Origin of the sequence: Serratia sp. SCBI, from assembly GCF_000747565.1 — a bacterium.
Classification (GTDB): Bacteria; Pseudomonadota; Gammaproteobacteria; order Enterobacterales; family Enterobacteriaceae; genus Serratia; species Serratia ureilytica.
Genome location: NZ_CP003424.1, coordinates 3,506,626 through 3,522,323, shown reverse-complemented (window position 1 = coordinate 3,522,323; position 15,698 = coordinate 3,506,626). Strand labels below are relative to the sequence as shown.

14 protein-coding genes are annotated in these 15,698 nt (G+C 62.5%); 11 read left to right on the top strand and 3 right to left on the bottom strand.

The features are described from left to right. Positions 1–5 precede the first annotated feature (5 nt). Complete coding sequence (nuoN, locus tag SERRSCBI_RS16495; protein WP_033635324.1) at positions 6–1,463, top strand: NADH-quinone oxidoreductase subunit NuoN; 1,458 nt, start codon at positions 6–8, stop codon at positions 1,461–1,463. Positions 1,464–1,521: 58 nt separating this feature from the next. Here nuoN and SERRSCBI_RS16490 read toward each other — a convergent pair whose 3' ends face one another. Continuing rightward, on the bottom strand, positions 1,522–2,397 hold the full coding sequence (locus SERRSCBI_RS16490) for a LysR family transcriptional regulator (protein WP_033643856.1): 876 nt from the start codon (positions 2,395–2,397) through the stop codon (positions 1,522–1,524). Positions 2,398–2,685: 288 nt separating this feature from the next. Here SERRSCBI_RS16490 and SERRSCBI_RS16485 point away from each other — a divergent pair, with 288 nt between their 5' ends. Further along, positions 2,686–3,921, top strand: a complete 1,236-nt coding sequence (locus SERRSCBI_RS16485) for an MFS transporter (RefSeq protein WP_042785096.1) — start codon at positions 2,686–2,688, stop codon at positions 3,919–3,921. Between the two features lie 130 nt (positions 3,922–4,051). After that, positions 4,052–4,561 (top strand): DUF1097 domain-containing protein, encoded by a 510-nt coding sequence (locus SERRSCBI_RS16480; protein ID WP_033643854.1) that lies wholly within the window; start codon positions 4,052–4,054, stop codon positions 4,559–4,561. Here the strand turns inward: SERRSCBI_RS16480 and SERRSCBI_RS16475 are convergent. Continuing rightward, positions 4,541–5,524, bottom strand: coding sequence for a LacI family DNA-binding transcriptional regulator (locus SERRSCBI_RS16475; protein ID WP_042785095.1), 984 nt, complete (start codon positions 5,522–5,524; stop codon positions 4,541–4,543). The two genes, SERRSCBI_RS16480 and SERRSCBI_RS16475, sit on opposite strands and share 21 nt — an antisense overlap. Positions 5,525–5,792: 268 nt before the next feature. Between SERRSCBI_RS16475 and idnO the strand changes: the two genes are divergently transcribed. From idnO to menE, 8 genes are all read left to right on the top strand, one after another. After that, positions 5,793–6,557, top strand: a complete 765-nt coding sequence (gene idnO / locus SERRSCBI_RS16470; RefSeq protein WP_033643852.1) for a gluconate 5-dehydrogenase — start codon at positions 5,793–5,795, stop codon at positions 6,555–6,557. Positions 6,558–6,580: 23 nt separating this feature from the next. After that, positions 6,581–7,612, top strand: a complete 1,032-nt coding sequence (gene idnD, locus SERRSCBI_RS16465) for an L-idonate 5-dehydrogenase (RefSeq protein ID WP_033643851.1) — start codon at positions 6,581–6,583, stop codon at positions 7,610–7,612. Between the two features lie 81 nt (positions 7,613–7,693). Next, positions 7,694–8,005, top strand: coding sequence for a stress response protein ElaB (gene elaB, locus SERRSCBI_RS16460; protein ID WP_033643850.1), 312 nt, complete (start codon positions 7,694–7,696; stop codon positions 8,003–8,005). A 380-nt stretch (positions 8,006–8,385) separates the two neighbouring features. After that, the gene (gene menD, locus SERRSCBI_RS16455) at positions 8,386–10,062 is read left to right on the top strand and encodes a 2-succinyl-5-enolpyruvyl-6-hydroxy-3-cyclohexene-1-carboxylic-acid synthase (protein ID WP_042785093.1); all 1,677 of its coding nucleotides are present in this window, start codon (positions 8,386–8,388) and stop codon (positions 10,060–10,062) included. Further along, the gene (menH, locus tag SERRSCBI_RS16450; protein ID WP_042785092.1) at positions 10,059–10,829 is read left to right on the top strand and encodes a 2-succinyl-6-hydroxy-2,4-cyclohexadiene-1-carboxylate synthase; all 771 of its coding nucleotides are present in this window, start codon (positions 10,059–10,061) and stop codon (positions 10,827–10,829) included. The genes menD and menH overlap by 4 nt, the downstream gene beginning before the upstream one ends. Positions 10,830–10,840: 11 nt before the next feature. After that, positions 10,841–11,698 carry a 1,4-dihydroxy-2-naphthoyl-CoA synthase gene (menB, locus tag SERRSCBI_RS16445; protein ID WP_033639797.1) on the top strand — a complete coding sequence of 286 codons (858 nt, stop codon included), beginning with the start codon at positions 10,841–10,843 and terminating at the stop codon, positions 11,696–11,698. Next, positions 11,698–12,681 carry an o-succinylbenzoate synthase gene (menC, locus tag SERRSCBI_RS16440; RefSeq protein WP_033651932.1) on the top strand — a complete coding sequence of 328 codons (984 nt, stop codon included), beginning with the start codon at positions 11,698–11,700 and terminating at the stop codon, positions 12,679–12,681. Before menB ends, menC begins: the two co-directional genes overlap by 1 nt. Next, positions 12,669–14,054 (top strand): o-succinylbenzoate--CoA ligase, encoded by a 1,386-nt coding sequence (gene menE, locus SERRSCBI_RS16435; RefSeq protein ID WP_042785091.1) that lies wholly within the window; start codon positions 12,669–12,671, stop codon positions 14,052–14,054. The genes menC and menE overlap by 13 nt, the downstream gene beginning before the upstream one ends. A gap of 44 nt (positions 14,055–14,098) precedes the next feature. On the opposite strand, the gene katA is transcribed toward menE, so the two are convergent. Beyond that, positions 14,099–15,535, bottom strand: coding sequence for a catalase KatA (gene katA, locus SERRSCBI_RS16430; RefSeq protein WP_042785089.1), 1,437 nt, complete (start codon positions 15,533–15,535; stop codon positions 14,099–14,101). Positions 15,536–15,698 lie beyond the last annotated feature (163 nt).

The window sequence follows — 15,698 nt, the reverse complement described above, 5'->3', positions numbered from 1 at the left end:
TCGCCATGACAATAACTCCTCAACAACTGATCGCACTGCTGCCGCTGTTGATCGTCGGATTGACGGTGGTGGTTGTGATGCTAGGCATTGCGTGGCGACGCGACCACTTTATCAACGCCACCCTGACCGTGATCGGTCTCAACCTGGCGCTGCTTTCGCTGTACTTTGTCGGCCAGGCAGGCCCAATGGACGTCACCCCGCTGCTGCGGGTTGACGGCTACTCGATGTTCTACACCGGGCTGGTGCTGCTGGCGAGTCTGGCGACCTGCACCTTCGCGTATCCGTGGCTGGTCGGCTATCCGGATAACCGCGAAGAGTTCTACCTGCTGGTGCTGATCGCCGCCATGGGCGGCATCCTGCTGGCGAGCGCCAACCATCTGGCTTCGCTGTTCATCGGTATCGAGCTGATCTCGCTGCCGCTGTTCGGCCTGGTGGGCTATGCCTACCGCCAGAAGCGCCCGCTGGAAGCCGCCATCAAGTACATGCTGCTGTCCGCCGCCGCGTCGTCGTTCCTGCTGTTCGGCATGGCGCTGCTGTATGCCGAATCCGGCGATCTGTCGCTGGCCGGCCTCGGCAAGAGCCTGCAGGAAAACATGATGCACCAGCCGCTGATCCTGGCCGGCATGGGCATGATGATCGTCGGTCTGGGCTTCAAGCTGTCGCTGGTGCCGTTCCAACTGTGGACGCCGGACGTTTATCAGGGCGCGCCTGCGCCGGTCTCGACCTTCCTGGCGACCGCCAGCAAGATCGCGATCTTTGCGGTCGTGATGCGTCTGTTCCTGTATGCCCCGGCCGCCGACAACGAAGCGCTGCGCATGGTGTTGTCGATCATCGCGTTCTGCTCCATCTTGTTCGGTAACCTGATGGCCATCAGCCAGACCAACATCAAGCGTCTGCTGGGCTACTCGTCGATCGCTCATCTGGGCTACCTGCTGGTGGCGCTGATTGCGGTGCAAACTCATCAGCTGTCGCTGGAAACCGCCGGCGTTTATCTGGCCGGTTACCTGTTCAGCAGCCTGGGCGCCTTCGGCGTGGTCAGCCTGATGTCCAGCCCATACCGTGGCCCGGATGCGGATTCGCTGTTCTCTTACCGTGGTCTGTTCTGGCACAAGCCAATCTTGTCCGCGGTAATGACGGTGATGATGCTGTCGCTGGCCGGTATCCCGATGACGCTGGGCTTTATCGGTAAGTTCTTCGTGATCGCGATGGGCGTCAGCGCGCACCTGTGGTGGCTGACCGGCGCAGTCGTGGTAGGCAGCGCCATCGGCCTGTACTACTACCTGCGCGTGACCGTCAGTCTGTTCCTCAGCGCGCCGGAATCGCTGCAGCGCGACACCCCGAACAACTGGGCGTTGACTGCCGGTGGCGTCGTGGTGCTGATCTCAGCCGCGCTGGTGCTGCTGTTGGGGGTTTATCCTCAGCCGCTGATTTCGCTGGTGCAGATGGCTCAGCCGACGTTCTGATAACGCTTCTGACGGTAAAAAGGTCGCTTCGGCGGCCTTTTTTATGGAGAAACGGCACTCAGTCGTAATGGGCGCTAAACGACGTTTCCAGCGCCTGCACCACCGCGCGCACGCGAGCGGCGCGTTGCAAATCGGGGTGCAGCACCAGCCAGATATCCACCCAGTCTTTGCTCTCGGGAAAGAGGCGCACCAGTTCCGGGTCGTGGTCGGCCAGGCACGACAAGAGCAGCCCGATGCCCAGCCCGCTGCGGGTGGCCGAACGTAACAACAGCTGCGAATTGCATTGCAGCACGGCGTTGGGCTCGTACAGGGTCTCGCCGCCGAAATTGCTCCAGTGGCGCGGCACCAGTTCGCGCGGGAACATCAGCAGATCGTGGCCGCGCAGCTGCTCGCCTTTGACCGGCATGCCGCGCCGCGTCAGATAGTGCGGGCTGGCGTACAGGCCCATTTCGATAGTGGCTAAGCGTTTGATGATCAGCTCATCGTTATCGGGGCGGGCGCCGCGGATCGCCAGATCCGCGCTGTGGTAAGCGATATCGGTGATGTTCAGCGCCGTCAACAGCGTGACGGTGATGGCCGGATAGCGTTGCCGCAGATCTTGCAGCGCCGGTATCACGAAGGCTTCGGCCAGGGTATCGGTGGTGGCGATGCGCACGTTGCCGCACAGGCTTTCGTCGCCGCCGGCGGCTTTGCGAGCGATCGCCTGCACGGCATTTTCCATCTTCATCATGTCCGCCAGCATGGATTCGCCCAGCGGGCTGAGGGAGAAGGATTTTGGCGTGCGGATAAACAATTTCGAACCCAGCGAGTTTTCCAGGGCGGTGAGACGTCGGCCGACGGTCGCTTGATCAACCTGCAGCTGGTTGGCGGCTTTACGTAACGTGCCGCAGCGTGCGACGGCCAGAAAGAAGCGCGCGTCATCCCAATTCATCATGCCATTTCCTCTCTGCAGATTTGTCGGCGCCAGGGGAGCAGTGCGGGCCGGGCGAACGATACCGGTATCTATCATAAAGCGTTGTTCCGTCTGGAGGGAGAGAAAGACGGTCAACGGCACGCACATCGGCGGTTATTTCTCCGGTGATGCAAGAATGCATCAGGGTGATTCATTCTTGACGATACTTCGCCCGTCGCCGTAACGCTATGATAAGCGCCGTTCCCGGCAGACCGGGTGAGGAAAGACGACGATGGCAGGCCGCCGCCTGCCGACTTTGGGAGTGGAAGCATGTCAGAAAATACCGCCATCCAGGACGCGGCGCCAGCAAACGCACAGGCGTCGCGCACGGCCATTTTACTGTTCCTGGCGCTGGCTTTGATGTCGGCATTGCTGAACAGCAGCGCGCCGACGCCGCTTTATCCGCTGTATCAGCAGCAGCTTGCGCTAAGCTCGGTCAGTCTGACCGTCATCTACGGCGCCTATGCCGCCGGCGTGCTGATCTCTTTGTTCGGCGTCGGCAATCTGGCCGGCAAAGTAAAGGATTTACGCAGCATGATCGTGCCGGCGTTGCTGGTGGTGTTGAGCGGCGCGCTGCTGTTCGCGCTGGCTGATACCTTTGCCATGATGCTGATGGCACGGCTGCTGGCCGGGGTAGGCACCGGGGCGCTGACCGGCGCGGCGAACATCGCGTTGGTGCGGTTTGGGCCGCGCGACGGCGGTAAAAGCGCGGCGTTAATCGCAACGCTGTCATTCACCACCGGATTAGCGCTGGGGCCGATCTTCAGCGGCATCGCTTTGCAGACCGGTTTTCATCCTACGACGCTGCCGTTCGTTTTCATCATGGCCATTGCCGCCATGGCGGCGTTGGGCGTCATGCTGCTGTGGCCGCGTGGCCAGGTTGCGTCGCCGGCCCGCGCTGTGCCGGCCGAACAGGAAAAAAGCACGCTGCTCGATGGCCTGCGCGCTACCGGCGGTAAATTCTTTGTGTGCGCCGGCGCGCTGTTTGTCTGTTGGGCGCTGGCCGCCAGTATTTTGGCAATCGGCCCCGGCGTGGCGGAAACGCTGTTAGGCATGCACCAGCGTGGCGTCTTTGGCTATGCGATTGCGGTGTATCTGCTGATCGCCGGCATCAGCCAGATCCTGAGCCGCCGCGTTAACGCCCGTCATTCGCTGTTGTTCGGTTGCCTGGCGCAGGTGCTGGCGGCAGTGGTGTTCGCCATGGCGATCCAGTGGCATTCTCTGGGGCTGGCGGCGGTGGGGCTGGTGGTGGCCGGCTATGCTTACGGCGCCATTTTCGTCGGCAGCGCGACCCTGGTGAACTTGATTTCGCCGCCGACCAGCCATGCGCGTTTGCTTTCTCTGTTTTACGTTATCGCTTATATCGCCAACTGGGTGCCGATCTTGCTGGGCGTGGTGGTCGATCGCGTCGATCTGCAGCAGGCGACCCATTTGCTGTTCTTGAGCAGCAGCGCAGTGTGCCTGTTGCTGGCATGGAAAACGTCCCGGGTGGGGTTCCCTTGCTAATTATTTTGTGATTAATATCTATTTTTTATAATTAATTATTCTTTAATTACATTTATGATGTGATTTGTATCGCATAAATTGGCCTGTTTTCGGGTAAACTGCGCGCTTTCTTTTTGCTGCAGGTCACTTTATGAACGTTCTTTTCGCCATTGCCGTCACCACCGGGATCCTGTCCGGCGTTTGGGGATGGGTTGCCGTCAGTCTGGGCCTGATCGGTTGGGCCGGTTTTCTCGGCTGCACGGCCTATTTCGCCTGCCCGCAGGGCGGCCTGAAAGGGCTGTTGATCGGCGCGTTGACCTGCTGCAGCGGCGTTTTCTGGGCAATGGTCATCATCCACGGCAGCGAACTGGCGCCGCAATGGAATTTGCTGGGGTATCTGCTGACCGGCGCCGTGGCGTTCTTGATGTGCATACAGGCCAAACAGCAATGGCTGGGGTTCGTGCCCGGCACCTTTATCGGCGCCTGTGCGACCTTCGCCGGCGGCGGCGACTGGCCGCTGGTGACGCTCTCTTTGCTGGTGGGCCTGCTATTCGGCTATGCGATGAAAAACAGCGGGCTGTGGTGGGCGGCGCGCAGCGAAAAAGCCCGCGCCGCACAGCCGGTCAGCCGGCATGCCGGCTCAAACGGTGCCGCCGAGTGAGAGGCGGTAGTGCAGATCGAGACGCTCGGCGCAGGGCTCGCCCGCGATCCGCTGCAGCAACAGTTCACTGGCGGCCTTACCCATCTCAAAGCGCGGCGTGATCACGCTGGCGATGCCCGGCGTGGTCGCCTGGCCGATATCCAGACCGTGAAAACCCGATAGCGCAACCTCCTGCGGCACGCGCACGCCGAGACGCAGGCAGGCCTGCACCACGCCTACCGCCAAATCGTCGTTGGTGCACAGGATACCGTCCAACTGCGGGTAGCGTTCGCGCGCCATTGCCAGCATGTCGGCGCCGATCGAAACCGATGAGACCCGATGCGGCGTGATCTGGCGCGGCGTTTGCCCCTGAGCCGCCATGGCGCGGCAGTAACCCTGGTAACGTTTAATGTCGCGGGCGTCGGACATGGCGCCAAAGTAAACGATATGGCGTTTGCCGCTGGCCAGCAGCGCGGCGGTCATGTCATACCCCGCCTGTTCATTGTCAAATCCCACCGCGATCCGCCCCGGCGGCGCGTCGAGATCCATCACCTGCGCGATGGGAATTTTCGCGGCGGCGAGATAGGTCTCAGCGCGCAAGGTGTGCGCCGAATCGGTGAGGATTAGCCCGGCGATTGGATAAGCCAGCAGCTGTGCAATCTGCTCTTCTTCCCGCTGCGGGCTGTAATCGTAGTTCACCACCAGCGTTTGATAACCCCGCGCCTGGGTGACGGATTCGATGCCGGCCAGCAGATCGGCGAAAATCTGGTTATTGAAAGAGGGGATCAACACGCCGATGCGCGGTTTTCTGCCGGCCTGTGCGGTATCGGCGTCAGTGATGTTCAGCTCCCGCATGACCTGCGCAATGCGTTCAGCGGTGTCGGACGCCACTTTGTCCGGCGTGCGCAGAAAACGGCTGACGGTCATTTTGGTCACGCCGGCCAATTGCGCGATGTCCTGTAGCGTTACGCGGGGGTGTTTCATTCGGTAGCCTTAACGGGCGGCGCGGCAAGGGTGGATAGCGGTATGTTAACAAATCGATTTGGTGATAACAACGCATGCGATTTTATTGAAAGTGGCTATTTTTCAATTGGATAGATTGGCTTTGTTCTCTCGCTGTCTGCGTGAGTTCACGTTAAGGGTAACAGGGTTTCGTAACATTATTTTCAGTGATTTTCATCACGTTTTTACCGGTAACAATCGGCTGAGATAGAGGCCTGTCCGATTGGAGGCCTGAAGGCCGGGAATCACCATGAACAACCTGTTTTCTCTGGATAACAAAACCGTCTTGATCACCGGCGCCTCGCGCGGCATCGGTTTTCTGCTGGCGCGTGGCCTGGCGCAGCAAGGCGCGCATATTCTGGTCAACGCCACCACCGAAGAACATGCCCGGCACGCCGCCGATCGCCTGCGCGAAGAGGGGCTGCGCGCCGACGCGGCGGCGTTCGACGTCACCGACTCTCAGGCGGTGCATGCCGCCATCGGCCGTATCGAAACGGACATCGGCGCGATAGACGTGTTGATCAACAACGCCGGCATCCAGCGCCGTCATCCCTTCACCGAGTTCCCGGAGCAAGACTGGGACGACATCATCGCCGTCAACCAGAAGGCGGTCTTCATCGTGTCGCAGACCGTGGCCCGTTACATGGTGCCGCGCCGGCGCGGCAAGATAGTCAATATCGGCTCGATGCAAAGCGAGCTGGGGCGGGACACCATCACCCCTTACGCGGCGTCCAAAGGGGCGGTGAAAATGCTGACGCGCGGCATGTGCGTGGAGTTGGCGCGTTACAACATTCAGGTCAACGGCATTGCCCCCGGCTATTTCAAAACCGAGATGACACAGGCGTTGGCCGACGACCCGGCCTTTACCGCCTGGCTAACCCAGCGCACGCCCGCCGCGCGTTGGGGGGATCCGCAGGAGCTGATCGGCGCGGCGGTGTTCCTGGCCGCCGACGCTTCCAGCTTCGTCAACGGGCAGCTGCTGTTTGTCGATGGCGGCATGTCCGCCGCGGTGTAATCCCTCTTTCGTGGAGTGTTGAGATGAAAATTCAAACCCAGTCTTGCATGGTTAACGGCAAACGAGACGTGGCGGTGATCGCGCAAGAAGTGAATTATCAGGGGCAGGGCACGCTGGTGAAAATCCGCCGCGGCGGCATCTGCGGCTCGGATCTGCATTACTTTCAGGAAGGGAAGGTCGGCAATTTTCAGGTACGCCAGCCGATGGTGCTGGGCCACGAGGCGATCGGCGAGGTGGTCGCCAGCGATTCGCCGCAGCTGGCGATCGGGCAGAAGGTGGCGCTCAATCCCAGCAAACCCTGCGGGCAGTGCAAATATTGTCTGGCGCAGCAAAGCAATCAGTGCGTCGAGATGCGCTTTTTCGGCAGCGCGATGTATTTCCCGCACGTCGACGGCGCTTTCACCCAATACAAGGTGGTGGATAGCGCGCAGTGCATTCCTTACGCCGCCGATCGCGACGACAGGGTGATGGTATTCGCCGAACCGCTGGCGGTGGCGATCCACGCGGCGAAACAGCCCGGCGCGGTGAAGGGTAAAACGGTTTTCGTGTCCGGCGTCGGCCCGATCGGCTGTTTGCTGGTGGCGGCGCTGAAAGCGCTGGGCGCCGCCGAGATCGTCTGCGCCGATCTCAGCCCGCGCTGTCTGGCGCTCGCCGGCCAGATGGGGGCGGATCGCTGTCTGCATGCCGCAGACGACGATTTCAGCGTATATCAGCAACACAAAGGCTATTTCGACATCGCTTTCGAGGCAGCAGGGCATCCGACGTCGCTGCAGCGCTGCCTGGAAGTCACGCGCGCCAAGGGCACCGTCGTGCAGGTCGGGATGGGCGGCAGCTTCCCTGATTTCCCGCTGATGCTGTTGATCGCCAAGGAGTTGAATCTGCTCGGCTCCTTCCGCTTCGTGGAGGAATTCGCGCTGGCGGTGGCCTGGCTGGCCGGCGATGTGGTCGATCCGCTGCCGCTGCTGTCGGCGGAGTTCGCCGGGGACCAACTGGCGCAGGCGCTGGAGTTTGCCGGCGACAAGCGCCAGGCCGCCAAGGTGCAATTAGTGTTTTAGGGTAAAAGTCCGATGGCCGCAGGTGACGATCGTTGTCTATAGTGTAGGAACGCTTAATTTTTCAACCACGGAGATCTCACGATGGCAAGACATACGGATGCTGAGCAAACTACGCTGGATGACGATCTGAGAATGCTGACCGAAACGCTGGAAGAAGTGTTGCAATACAGCGGCGATCGCGCGGATCAGGCCTACATCGACATCAAGTCGCACGCCGAGCAGGCGCTGAGTGAGGTCAAGGCGCGCTGGGTGAACACCGGCGAATCCTACTATGCCCGCGCCAAAGAAGCGGTGCACCGCACCGACGACTATGTGCGGGATAAACCCTGGCACAGCGTGGGCATCGGCGCCACCGTCGGGCTGGTGCTGGGGCTGCTGCTGGCCCGCAAATAAATCACGCCCCAGGGGCGGCGCAAGCCGCCTCGTTCTTTTCTGCAGACTGTGTGCTTCATCCCGCTGTTTCTCCGATAGTTCTTCCATATCCCGCCTATACTTTCCGCTAGCCGCCGCAGGCGGGGCGCTATTCCCCTGTTTTTTGTGCGGACGAATTGAGGCCATGTCGCCGCAGGTGTAAAGTGTTTGTGTATTTATTGTTTGTTTTTTGTTCTAAATCAAATAATTATCTGGTGTAAACACCCAGGGATATACGGCGTTTTTGCGCTGGCGCAAAAGCCGTGAAAATAACACCTCATATAATACAGAGCGTAACTACAGGCGCGGCGTCCGTCGGCTGCGCCGGGGACGATCTCTGCTAACTGACTTGTGAGCGAACTATGTCGACAAGTGTTTTTAATCGCCGGTGGGCGGCTGTGCTGCTCGAGGCGCTGGCCCGCCATGGGGTGCGGCATGTTTGTATCGCTCCGGGATCGCGCTCCACGCCGTTGACGCTGGCCGCTGCGGCCAACCGATCTTTTATCTGTCATACCCACTTTGATGAACGCGGGCTTGGCCATTTGGCGCTTGGGCTGGCGAAGGCGGCGCGTGAGCCGGTAGCGGTGATTGTCACGTCCGGCACCGCGGCGGCGAACCTTTACCCGGCTTTAATCGAGGCCGGCCTGACCGGTGAGCGGCTGGTGTTTCTCACCGCCGATCGGCCGCCGGAACTGATCGACTGCGGCGCCAATCAGGCGATCCGTCAAAACGGCCTCTACAGCAGCCACCCGACGTTGGCGATCGATCTGCCGCGTCCTACGCCGGATATTCCGGCCGCGTGGCTGGCCTCCAGCGTCGACAGCGCGATGGCGCGCCTGCAGCACGGCGCGTTGCATATCAACTGCCCGTTCGCCGAACCGCTGTACGGCGGCGATGAACGTCTGTATGCCGATTGGTCCGCCGCGCTGGGCGACTGGTGGCAGAGCGATCGGCCTTGGCTGCAGGAAAGCGAGACGCGTGCGGCGCCGTCGCCGCAGCCGGACTGGTTCTTCTGGCGGCAAAAACGCGGCGTGGTGCTGGCCGGCCGCATGAGCGCGGAAGAGGGCGCACAGGTGGCCGACTGGGCTGAGACGCTGGGCTGGCCGCTGATCGGCGATGTGCTGTCGCAGACCGGGCAACCGCTGCCCTGCGCCGATTTATGGCTCGCTCATCCGCAGGCACAGCGCGTGTTGCAAGACGCGCAGCTGGTGGTGCAGTTCGGCGGCAGTCTGACCGGTAAACGCTTGCTGCAGTGGCAGGCGCAGTGTCGGCCGGAAGAGTATTGGGTTATCGACGAGCTGCCGGGGCGGCTCGATCCAGCCCAGCACCGGGGGCGGCGTCTGCGTGCCGGGGTGGCGCAGTGGTTGGCGCAGCATCCGGCGCAACCGCGCGCGCCGTGGGCCGCCGGGCTGGCGGCCTTGGCGGATAAGGCGCTGACGGCGGCGTCCACGCATCTGCACGATAACTTTGGCGAAGCGCAGCTGGCGCACCGCCTGCCGGAACTGCTGCCGGAGAACGGCCAGCTGTTTCTCGGCAACAGCCTGGTGGTGCGACTGATCGACGCGTTAACGACGCTGCCTGTCGCTTACCCGGTATTCAGCAACCGCGGCGCCAGCGGCATCGACGGTCTGATTTCCACCGCCGCCGGCGTACAGCGCGCCACCGCCAGGCCGACGTTGGCGGTGGTGGGCGACCTTTCCGCGTTGTATGACCTCAATGCGCTGGCGTTGTTGCGCCACTGTTCGGCGCCGACGGTGCTGATCGTCGTCAATAACAACGGCGGCCAAATTTTCTCGCTGTTGCCGACGCCGGACGAGGAGCGCCAACGCTTTTACTGCATGCCGCAGAACGTCGAGTTCAGCCACGCGGCGGCGATGTTCCAGCTTGGCTACGCGCGGCCGGAAAACTGGCGCCAACTGCAACAGGCGGTTGAGCAAGGCTGGCGGCGCGGCGGCGCCACGCTGATAGAACTGCAGGTGTCGCCGAGCGCAGGGGCCGAAAGCCTGCAATACCTGGTGCAACAGATGGCGGTGCAATGATGCTGGCGACGCGAATTTTGCAACAGGGCGAAGCGGGGCGTCCGTGGCTGGTATGGCTGCACGGCCTGCTGGGCAACAACAATGAATGGCGGGTGATCGCCGCGCGTTGCCCGGAATGGCCGTCGCTGGCCATCGATCTGCCCGGCCACGGCGATTCCGTGGCGGTGAGCTGCCGCGGCTTCGACGACATCAGCGCGCAAATCGCCGCGACCCTGCAACTGCGCAATATTGAACGTTATTGGTTGGTGGGCTACTCGCTCGGCGGGCGCATCGCCATGTATCACGCTTGCCACGGCCGCCATGACGGCCTGCAAGGCGTGATCGTCGAGGGCGGCAACCCGGGGCTTGAGGACGAACAACAGCGCCGCGATCGTTGCGAGCAGGATGCGCGATGGGCGGCGCGTTTTCGCAGTGAGCCGATTGCCGAAGTCCTGGCGGACTGGTATCAGCAGCCGGTGTTCAAAGAGCTTAGCCATGTGCACCGCCAGGCGCTGATCGCCGCGCGTTCGGTCAACAGCGGCCCGGCGATTGCCGACATGCTCGAAGCCACCTCGCTCGGGAGACAGCCTTATCTGGCGCCGCAGCTGCGCCAACTGACCGTGCCGCTGCGGGTGCTGTGCGGTGAGAACGACCCCAAATTTCAACGGCTGGCGCGCGACGCCGGGTTGCCGTTGCGCATCGTGCCGCAGGCCGGCCACAACGTGCATCTGGCCAATCCGCAGGATTTCGTCGCCGAGCTGCAGACCTTTCTCGTTAACCCTGGTTAAAGGAACCGAACATGCTTTATCCGAATGAAGAACACCTGTATGCCGCTATCGCCTGGCAGGATTGCACCGGCGATTTCGAAGACATTCTGTATCACAAGTCCGCCGACGGCATCGCCAAAATCACCATCAACCGGCCGCAGGTGCGCAACGCGTTTCGTCCGCAAACGGTCAAAGAGATGATCGACGCGCTGGCCAACGCCCGTTACGACGACGGCATCGGCGTCATTATTCTGACCGGCGCCGGCGATAAGGCCTTCTGCTCCGGCGGCGATCAGAAAGTGCGCGGCGACTACGGCGGCTATCGCGACGACAGCGGCGTACATCACCTCAACGTGCTGGACTTCCAGCGCCAGATCCGCACCTGCCCGAAACCGGTGGTGGCGATGGTGGCCGGCTATTCGATCGGCGGCGGCCACGTGTTGCACATGATGTGCGATCTGACCATCGCGGCGGATAACGCCATCTTCGGCCAGACCGGCCCGAAAGTGGGCTCGTTCGACGGCGGCTGGGGCGCGTCTTACATGGCGCGCATCGTCGGCCAGAAGAAGGCGCGCGAAATCTGGTTCCTGTGCCGCCAGTACGACGCCGCCGCCGCGCTGGACATGGGTCTGGTCAATACCGTCGTGCCGCTGGCCGATCTGGAAAAAGAGACGGTGCGCTGGTGCCGCGAAATGCTGCAGAACAGCCCGATGGCGCTGCGCTGCCTGAAGGCGGCGCTGAATGCCGACTGCGACGGCCAGGCCGGTTTGCAGGAGCTGGCGGGCAACGCCACCATGCTGTTCTACATGACCGACGAAGGGCAGGAAGGGCGCAACGCGTTCAACGAGAAGCGCCAACCGGACTTCAGCAAATTCAAGCGTAACCCGTAATGAGCGGGGCAAACCGCAGCGCGGCGCTATACCGTTACAGCCTGCCGATGGAGGCGGGCGTGGTGCTGCGCAATCAACGGTTGAAAACGCGTGACGGATGGGTGGTGCAGCTGCGTCAGGGCGAGCGTGAAGGTTGGGGCGAGATCGCGCCGCTGCCGGAATTCAGCCGGGAAACGCCGGCGCAGGCCGAACAGGCCGCGTTGGGCTGGCTGCAGGCGTGGTTGGCGGGCAACGAACCGGAGCACAGCGCGCTGCCCTCGGTGGCCTTTGGGCTCAGCTGTGCGCAGGCCGAGCTGGAGCAGCGTTTGCCGATGCAGGCGGATTTTCGCAAGGCGCCGCTGTGCACCGGCGATCCGGATGAGCTGTTCGAGACATTGAGCGCTTTGCCGGGCGAGAAAGTCGCCAAGGTGAAGGTGGGGCTGTATGAGGCGGTGCGGGACGGCATGATCGTCAACGTGTTGCTGGAGGCGCTGCCGGATCTGCGGCTGCGGCTGGACGCCAACCGCAGCTGGACCCGCGCCAAGGCCGACGGCTTCGCCAGGTACGTTAACCCGGCGTGGCGCGATCGCATCGCCTTCCTGGAAGAGCCCTGCAAGACCCGTGATGAATCGCGCGACTTCGCCCGGGCGACCGGTATCGCCATCGCCTGGGATGAGAGCGTGCGGGAGGCGGACTTTGTGGTGCAGGCCGAGCCGGGCGTGGCGGCCATCGTGATCAAGCCGACGCTGGTCGGCAGCCTGGCGCGTTGCCAGACGCTGGTGGCGCAGGCGCACGCGGCGGGCCTGACGGCGGTGATCAGTTCCAGCCTCGAATCCAGCCTGGGGTTGACCCAGCTGGCGCGCATCGCCCATTGGCTGACGCCGGATACCGTGCCGGGCCTGGACACGCTGGGGTTGATGCAGGCGCAGGTGCTGCGCCCGTGGCCGGGCAGCGCGTTGCCGCTGCTGGATGTCTCGGCGCTGGAGTGCCTATGGCGCCGTTGAACGATTGGCCGTGGCGACACTGGGCGCGCACTCAGCCGCAGGCGACGGCGCTGATGCTCGGCGAACAACCGCTGAGCTGGCTGGCGTTGCAGAGCCAGGTGGATGAGCTGGCGGCGGATTTCCAGCATCAGGGCGTTGAACCGGGCTGCGGCGTGGCGCTGTGCGGTAAAAACAGCTATCCACTGCTGCTGGCCTATCTGGCGCTGTTGCAGTGCGGCGCACGCCTGTTGCCGCTCAATCCCGCCTTGCCGACGCCGCTGCTGGCGCAGCTGTTGTCGGAATTGGATATGACCTTTGTCTTCGGCCCGGACTCGTTGCCGGCGCTGCCGGAAGACGTGATTCGATTGACCCCGCCGTCGACCGAGCCGCGTTGGCCAGACCTGCCGACGTGGGATGCGCAGCGTCTGGCGACGCTGACGTTGACCTCCGGTTCCAGCGGCATGCCGAAAGCGGCCGCGCACAGCTATGCCAACCATCTGGCCAGCGCCGCCGGGGTGTTGGGGCTGATGGCGTTTCAGCGCGAGGATTGCTGGCTGCTGTCATTGCCGCTGTTTCACGTCTCCGGACAGGGCATTGTCTGGCGCTGGCTGGCGGCGGGCGCCCGGTTGGCGGTGCGCGAGATGCACCCGCTGAACGAGGCGTTGGCGGGATGCACGCATGCCTCGTTGGTGCCGACCCAGCTGTGGCGGCTGCTGGCGCAACCGCTGGCGGACATGACGCTGAAGGCGGTGCTGCTCGGCGGCGCGATGATCCCGGTGGAGCTGACCGAACGGGCGGAGGCGGCGGGGATCCGTTGCTGGTGCGGCTACGGGCTGACCGAACTGGCCTCCACGGTGTGCGCCAAGCGCGCCGATGCGCGGGCGGGCGTCGGCCTGCCGCTCGGCGGCCGCGAGGTAAAACTGGTGGATGAAGAGGTCTGGATCCGCGCCGACAGCCTGGCGCTCGGCTACTGGCGCCATGGGCATCTGCAGCCGTTGGCCGATGAGCAGGGCTGGTTCCCGACCCGCGATCGCGGCGCGATGATCGAGGGGGAACTGCGAATTCTCGGCCGGCTGGACAACCTGTTTTTCAGCGGCGGCGAAGGGGTGCAGCCGGAAGATATCGAACGCGTGCTGGCGGCGCATCCGCAGATCACACAGGCGTTTGTCGTGCCGGTGGCGGACGCCGAATTCGGTCAGCGGCCGGTGGCGGTGATCGACGGCGATCCGTCGCTGTCGCTGGCGACGCTGCTCGCCTGGTCGCAGGATAAGCTCGCCAATTTCCAACGCCCGACGGCATTGCTTCCGCTGCCTGACGAGCTGAAAAACGGCGGCATCAAGATTTCGCGCCGCCGGTTGCAGGTGTGGGTGGCGGAGCGCCTGCGTCAGGCATAAAAAAAGCCGCCCGAAAGGGCGGCTGAGCGAAGGATGACGGCGGGTTATTTCAGTCCCAACGCCTTGGCGACGCCGGCGCCGTAGTCCGGGTGCACCTTGGTGAACAGCTCGACCTGACGGCGCTGGATGTGTTCCGGCACCTGCGACAGTTCGCCGGCGATGCGGGTGAACATGCGCTGGTGCTCTTCGGCGCTCAGCAGGTTGAACAGCGCGCGCGGCTGGCTGTAGTAATCGTCGTCTTCACGATGATTCCAGTGGTCGGCCGCGCCTTCAATGCTCAGCGGCGGTTCGCTGAAGTCCGGCTGCTCTTGGAACAGGCCAAAGCTGTTCGGTTCGTAGGTTGCGCCGTTGCCGCTGTTGCCGTCCACGCGCATCGCGCCGTCGCGATGATAGTTGTGGAACGGGCATTTGGCGCCGTTCACCGGGATCTGGTGGTGGTTGACGCCCAGGCGGTAGCGGTGCGCATCGCCATAGGAGAACAGGCGGCCCTGCAGCATTTTATCCGGCGAGAAACTGATGCCCGGCACCACGTTAGCGGGGTTCATCGCCACTTGCTCAACCTCGGAGAAGTAGTTGTCGGGGTTGCGGTTCAGCTCGAAAAAGCCGACGTCGATCAGCGGGTAGTCGCCGTGCGGCCAGACCTTGGTCAGATCGAACGGGTTATACGGCGTCTGCGAGGCCTCATGTTCCGGCATGATCTGAATTTGCAGTTTCCAGCGCGGGAAGTCGCCGCGTTTGATCGCATCGAACAAATCGCGCTGTGAGCTTTCGCGATCCTTGGCGATGATCGCTTCCGCTTCTTCATCCATCAGGTTTTCAATGCCTTGTTCGCAGCGGAAGTGGAATTTCACCCAGAAGCGCTCGTTGGCGGCATTGATAAAGCTGAAGGTGTGGCTGCCGAAACCGTGCATGTGGCGGTAGGACTTGGGAATGCCGCGATCGCTGAAGTCGATGGTCAGCTGGTGCAGCGACTCCGGCAGGTGGGAGAAGAAGTCCCACTTGTACACCGGATTACGCAGGTTGGTATGCGGATCGCGTTTCACCACGTGATTAAGGTCGGGGAATTTCAGCGGATCGCGCAGATAGAACACCGGCGTATCGTTACCCACCAAATCCCAGTTGCCTTCTTCGGTATAGAACTTCATGGCGAAACCGCGAATGTCGCGTTCGGCGTCGGCCGCGCCGCGCTCACCGGCGACGGTGGAAAAGCGGATAAACATGTCGGTCTGTTTGCCGACCTCGGAGAAGATTTTGGCGCGCGTGTAGCGGGTGATGTCGTGGGTAACGGTAAAGGTGCCGTAGGCGCCGGATCCTTTGGCATGCATGCGGCGTTCGGGGATAACTTCACGGTCGAAGTGGGCCAGTTTTTCCAGGAACCACACGTCCTGCAACAGCATCGGGCCGCGTTTGCCTGCGGTGATCACGTTATTGTTATCGACAACCGGGGCGCCGGCTGCGGTGGTCAGTCCTTTCTTGCTCATCACTTGCTCCTTATCGTAGTGCAGTTAAGTAAAGACTCGGGCGGTTTAAGCGTTCATCAGCATAGTCCTTTGGCGGGGCTTCTTCCCCTGACCTTGGTCAAAGCCACTACTAGTTGTAGCCCTATTGGCGAGCGACGGCAAATAGGTCTCGGTTATCGTTGGC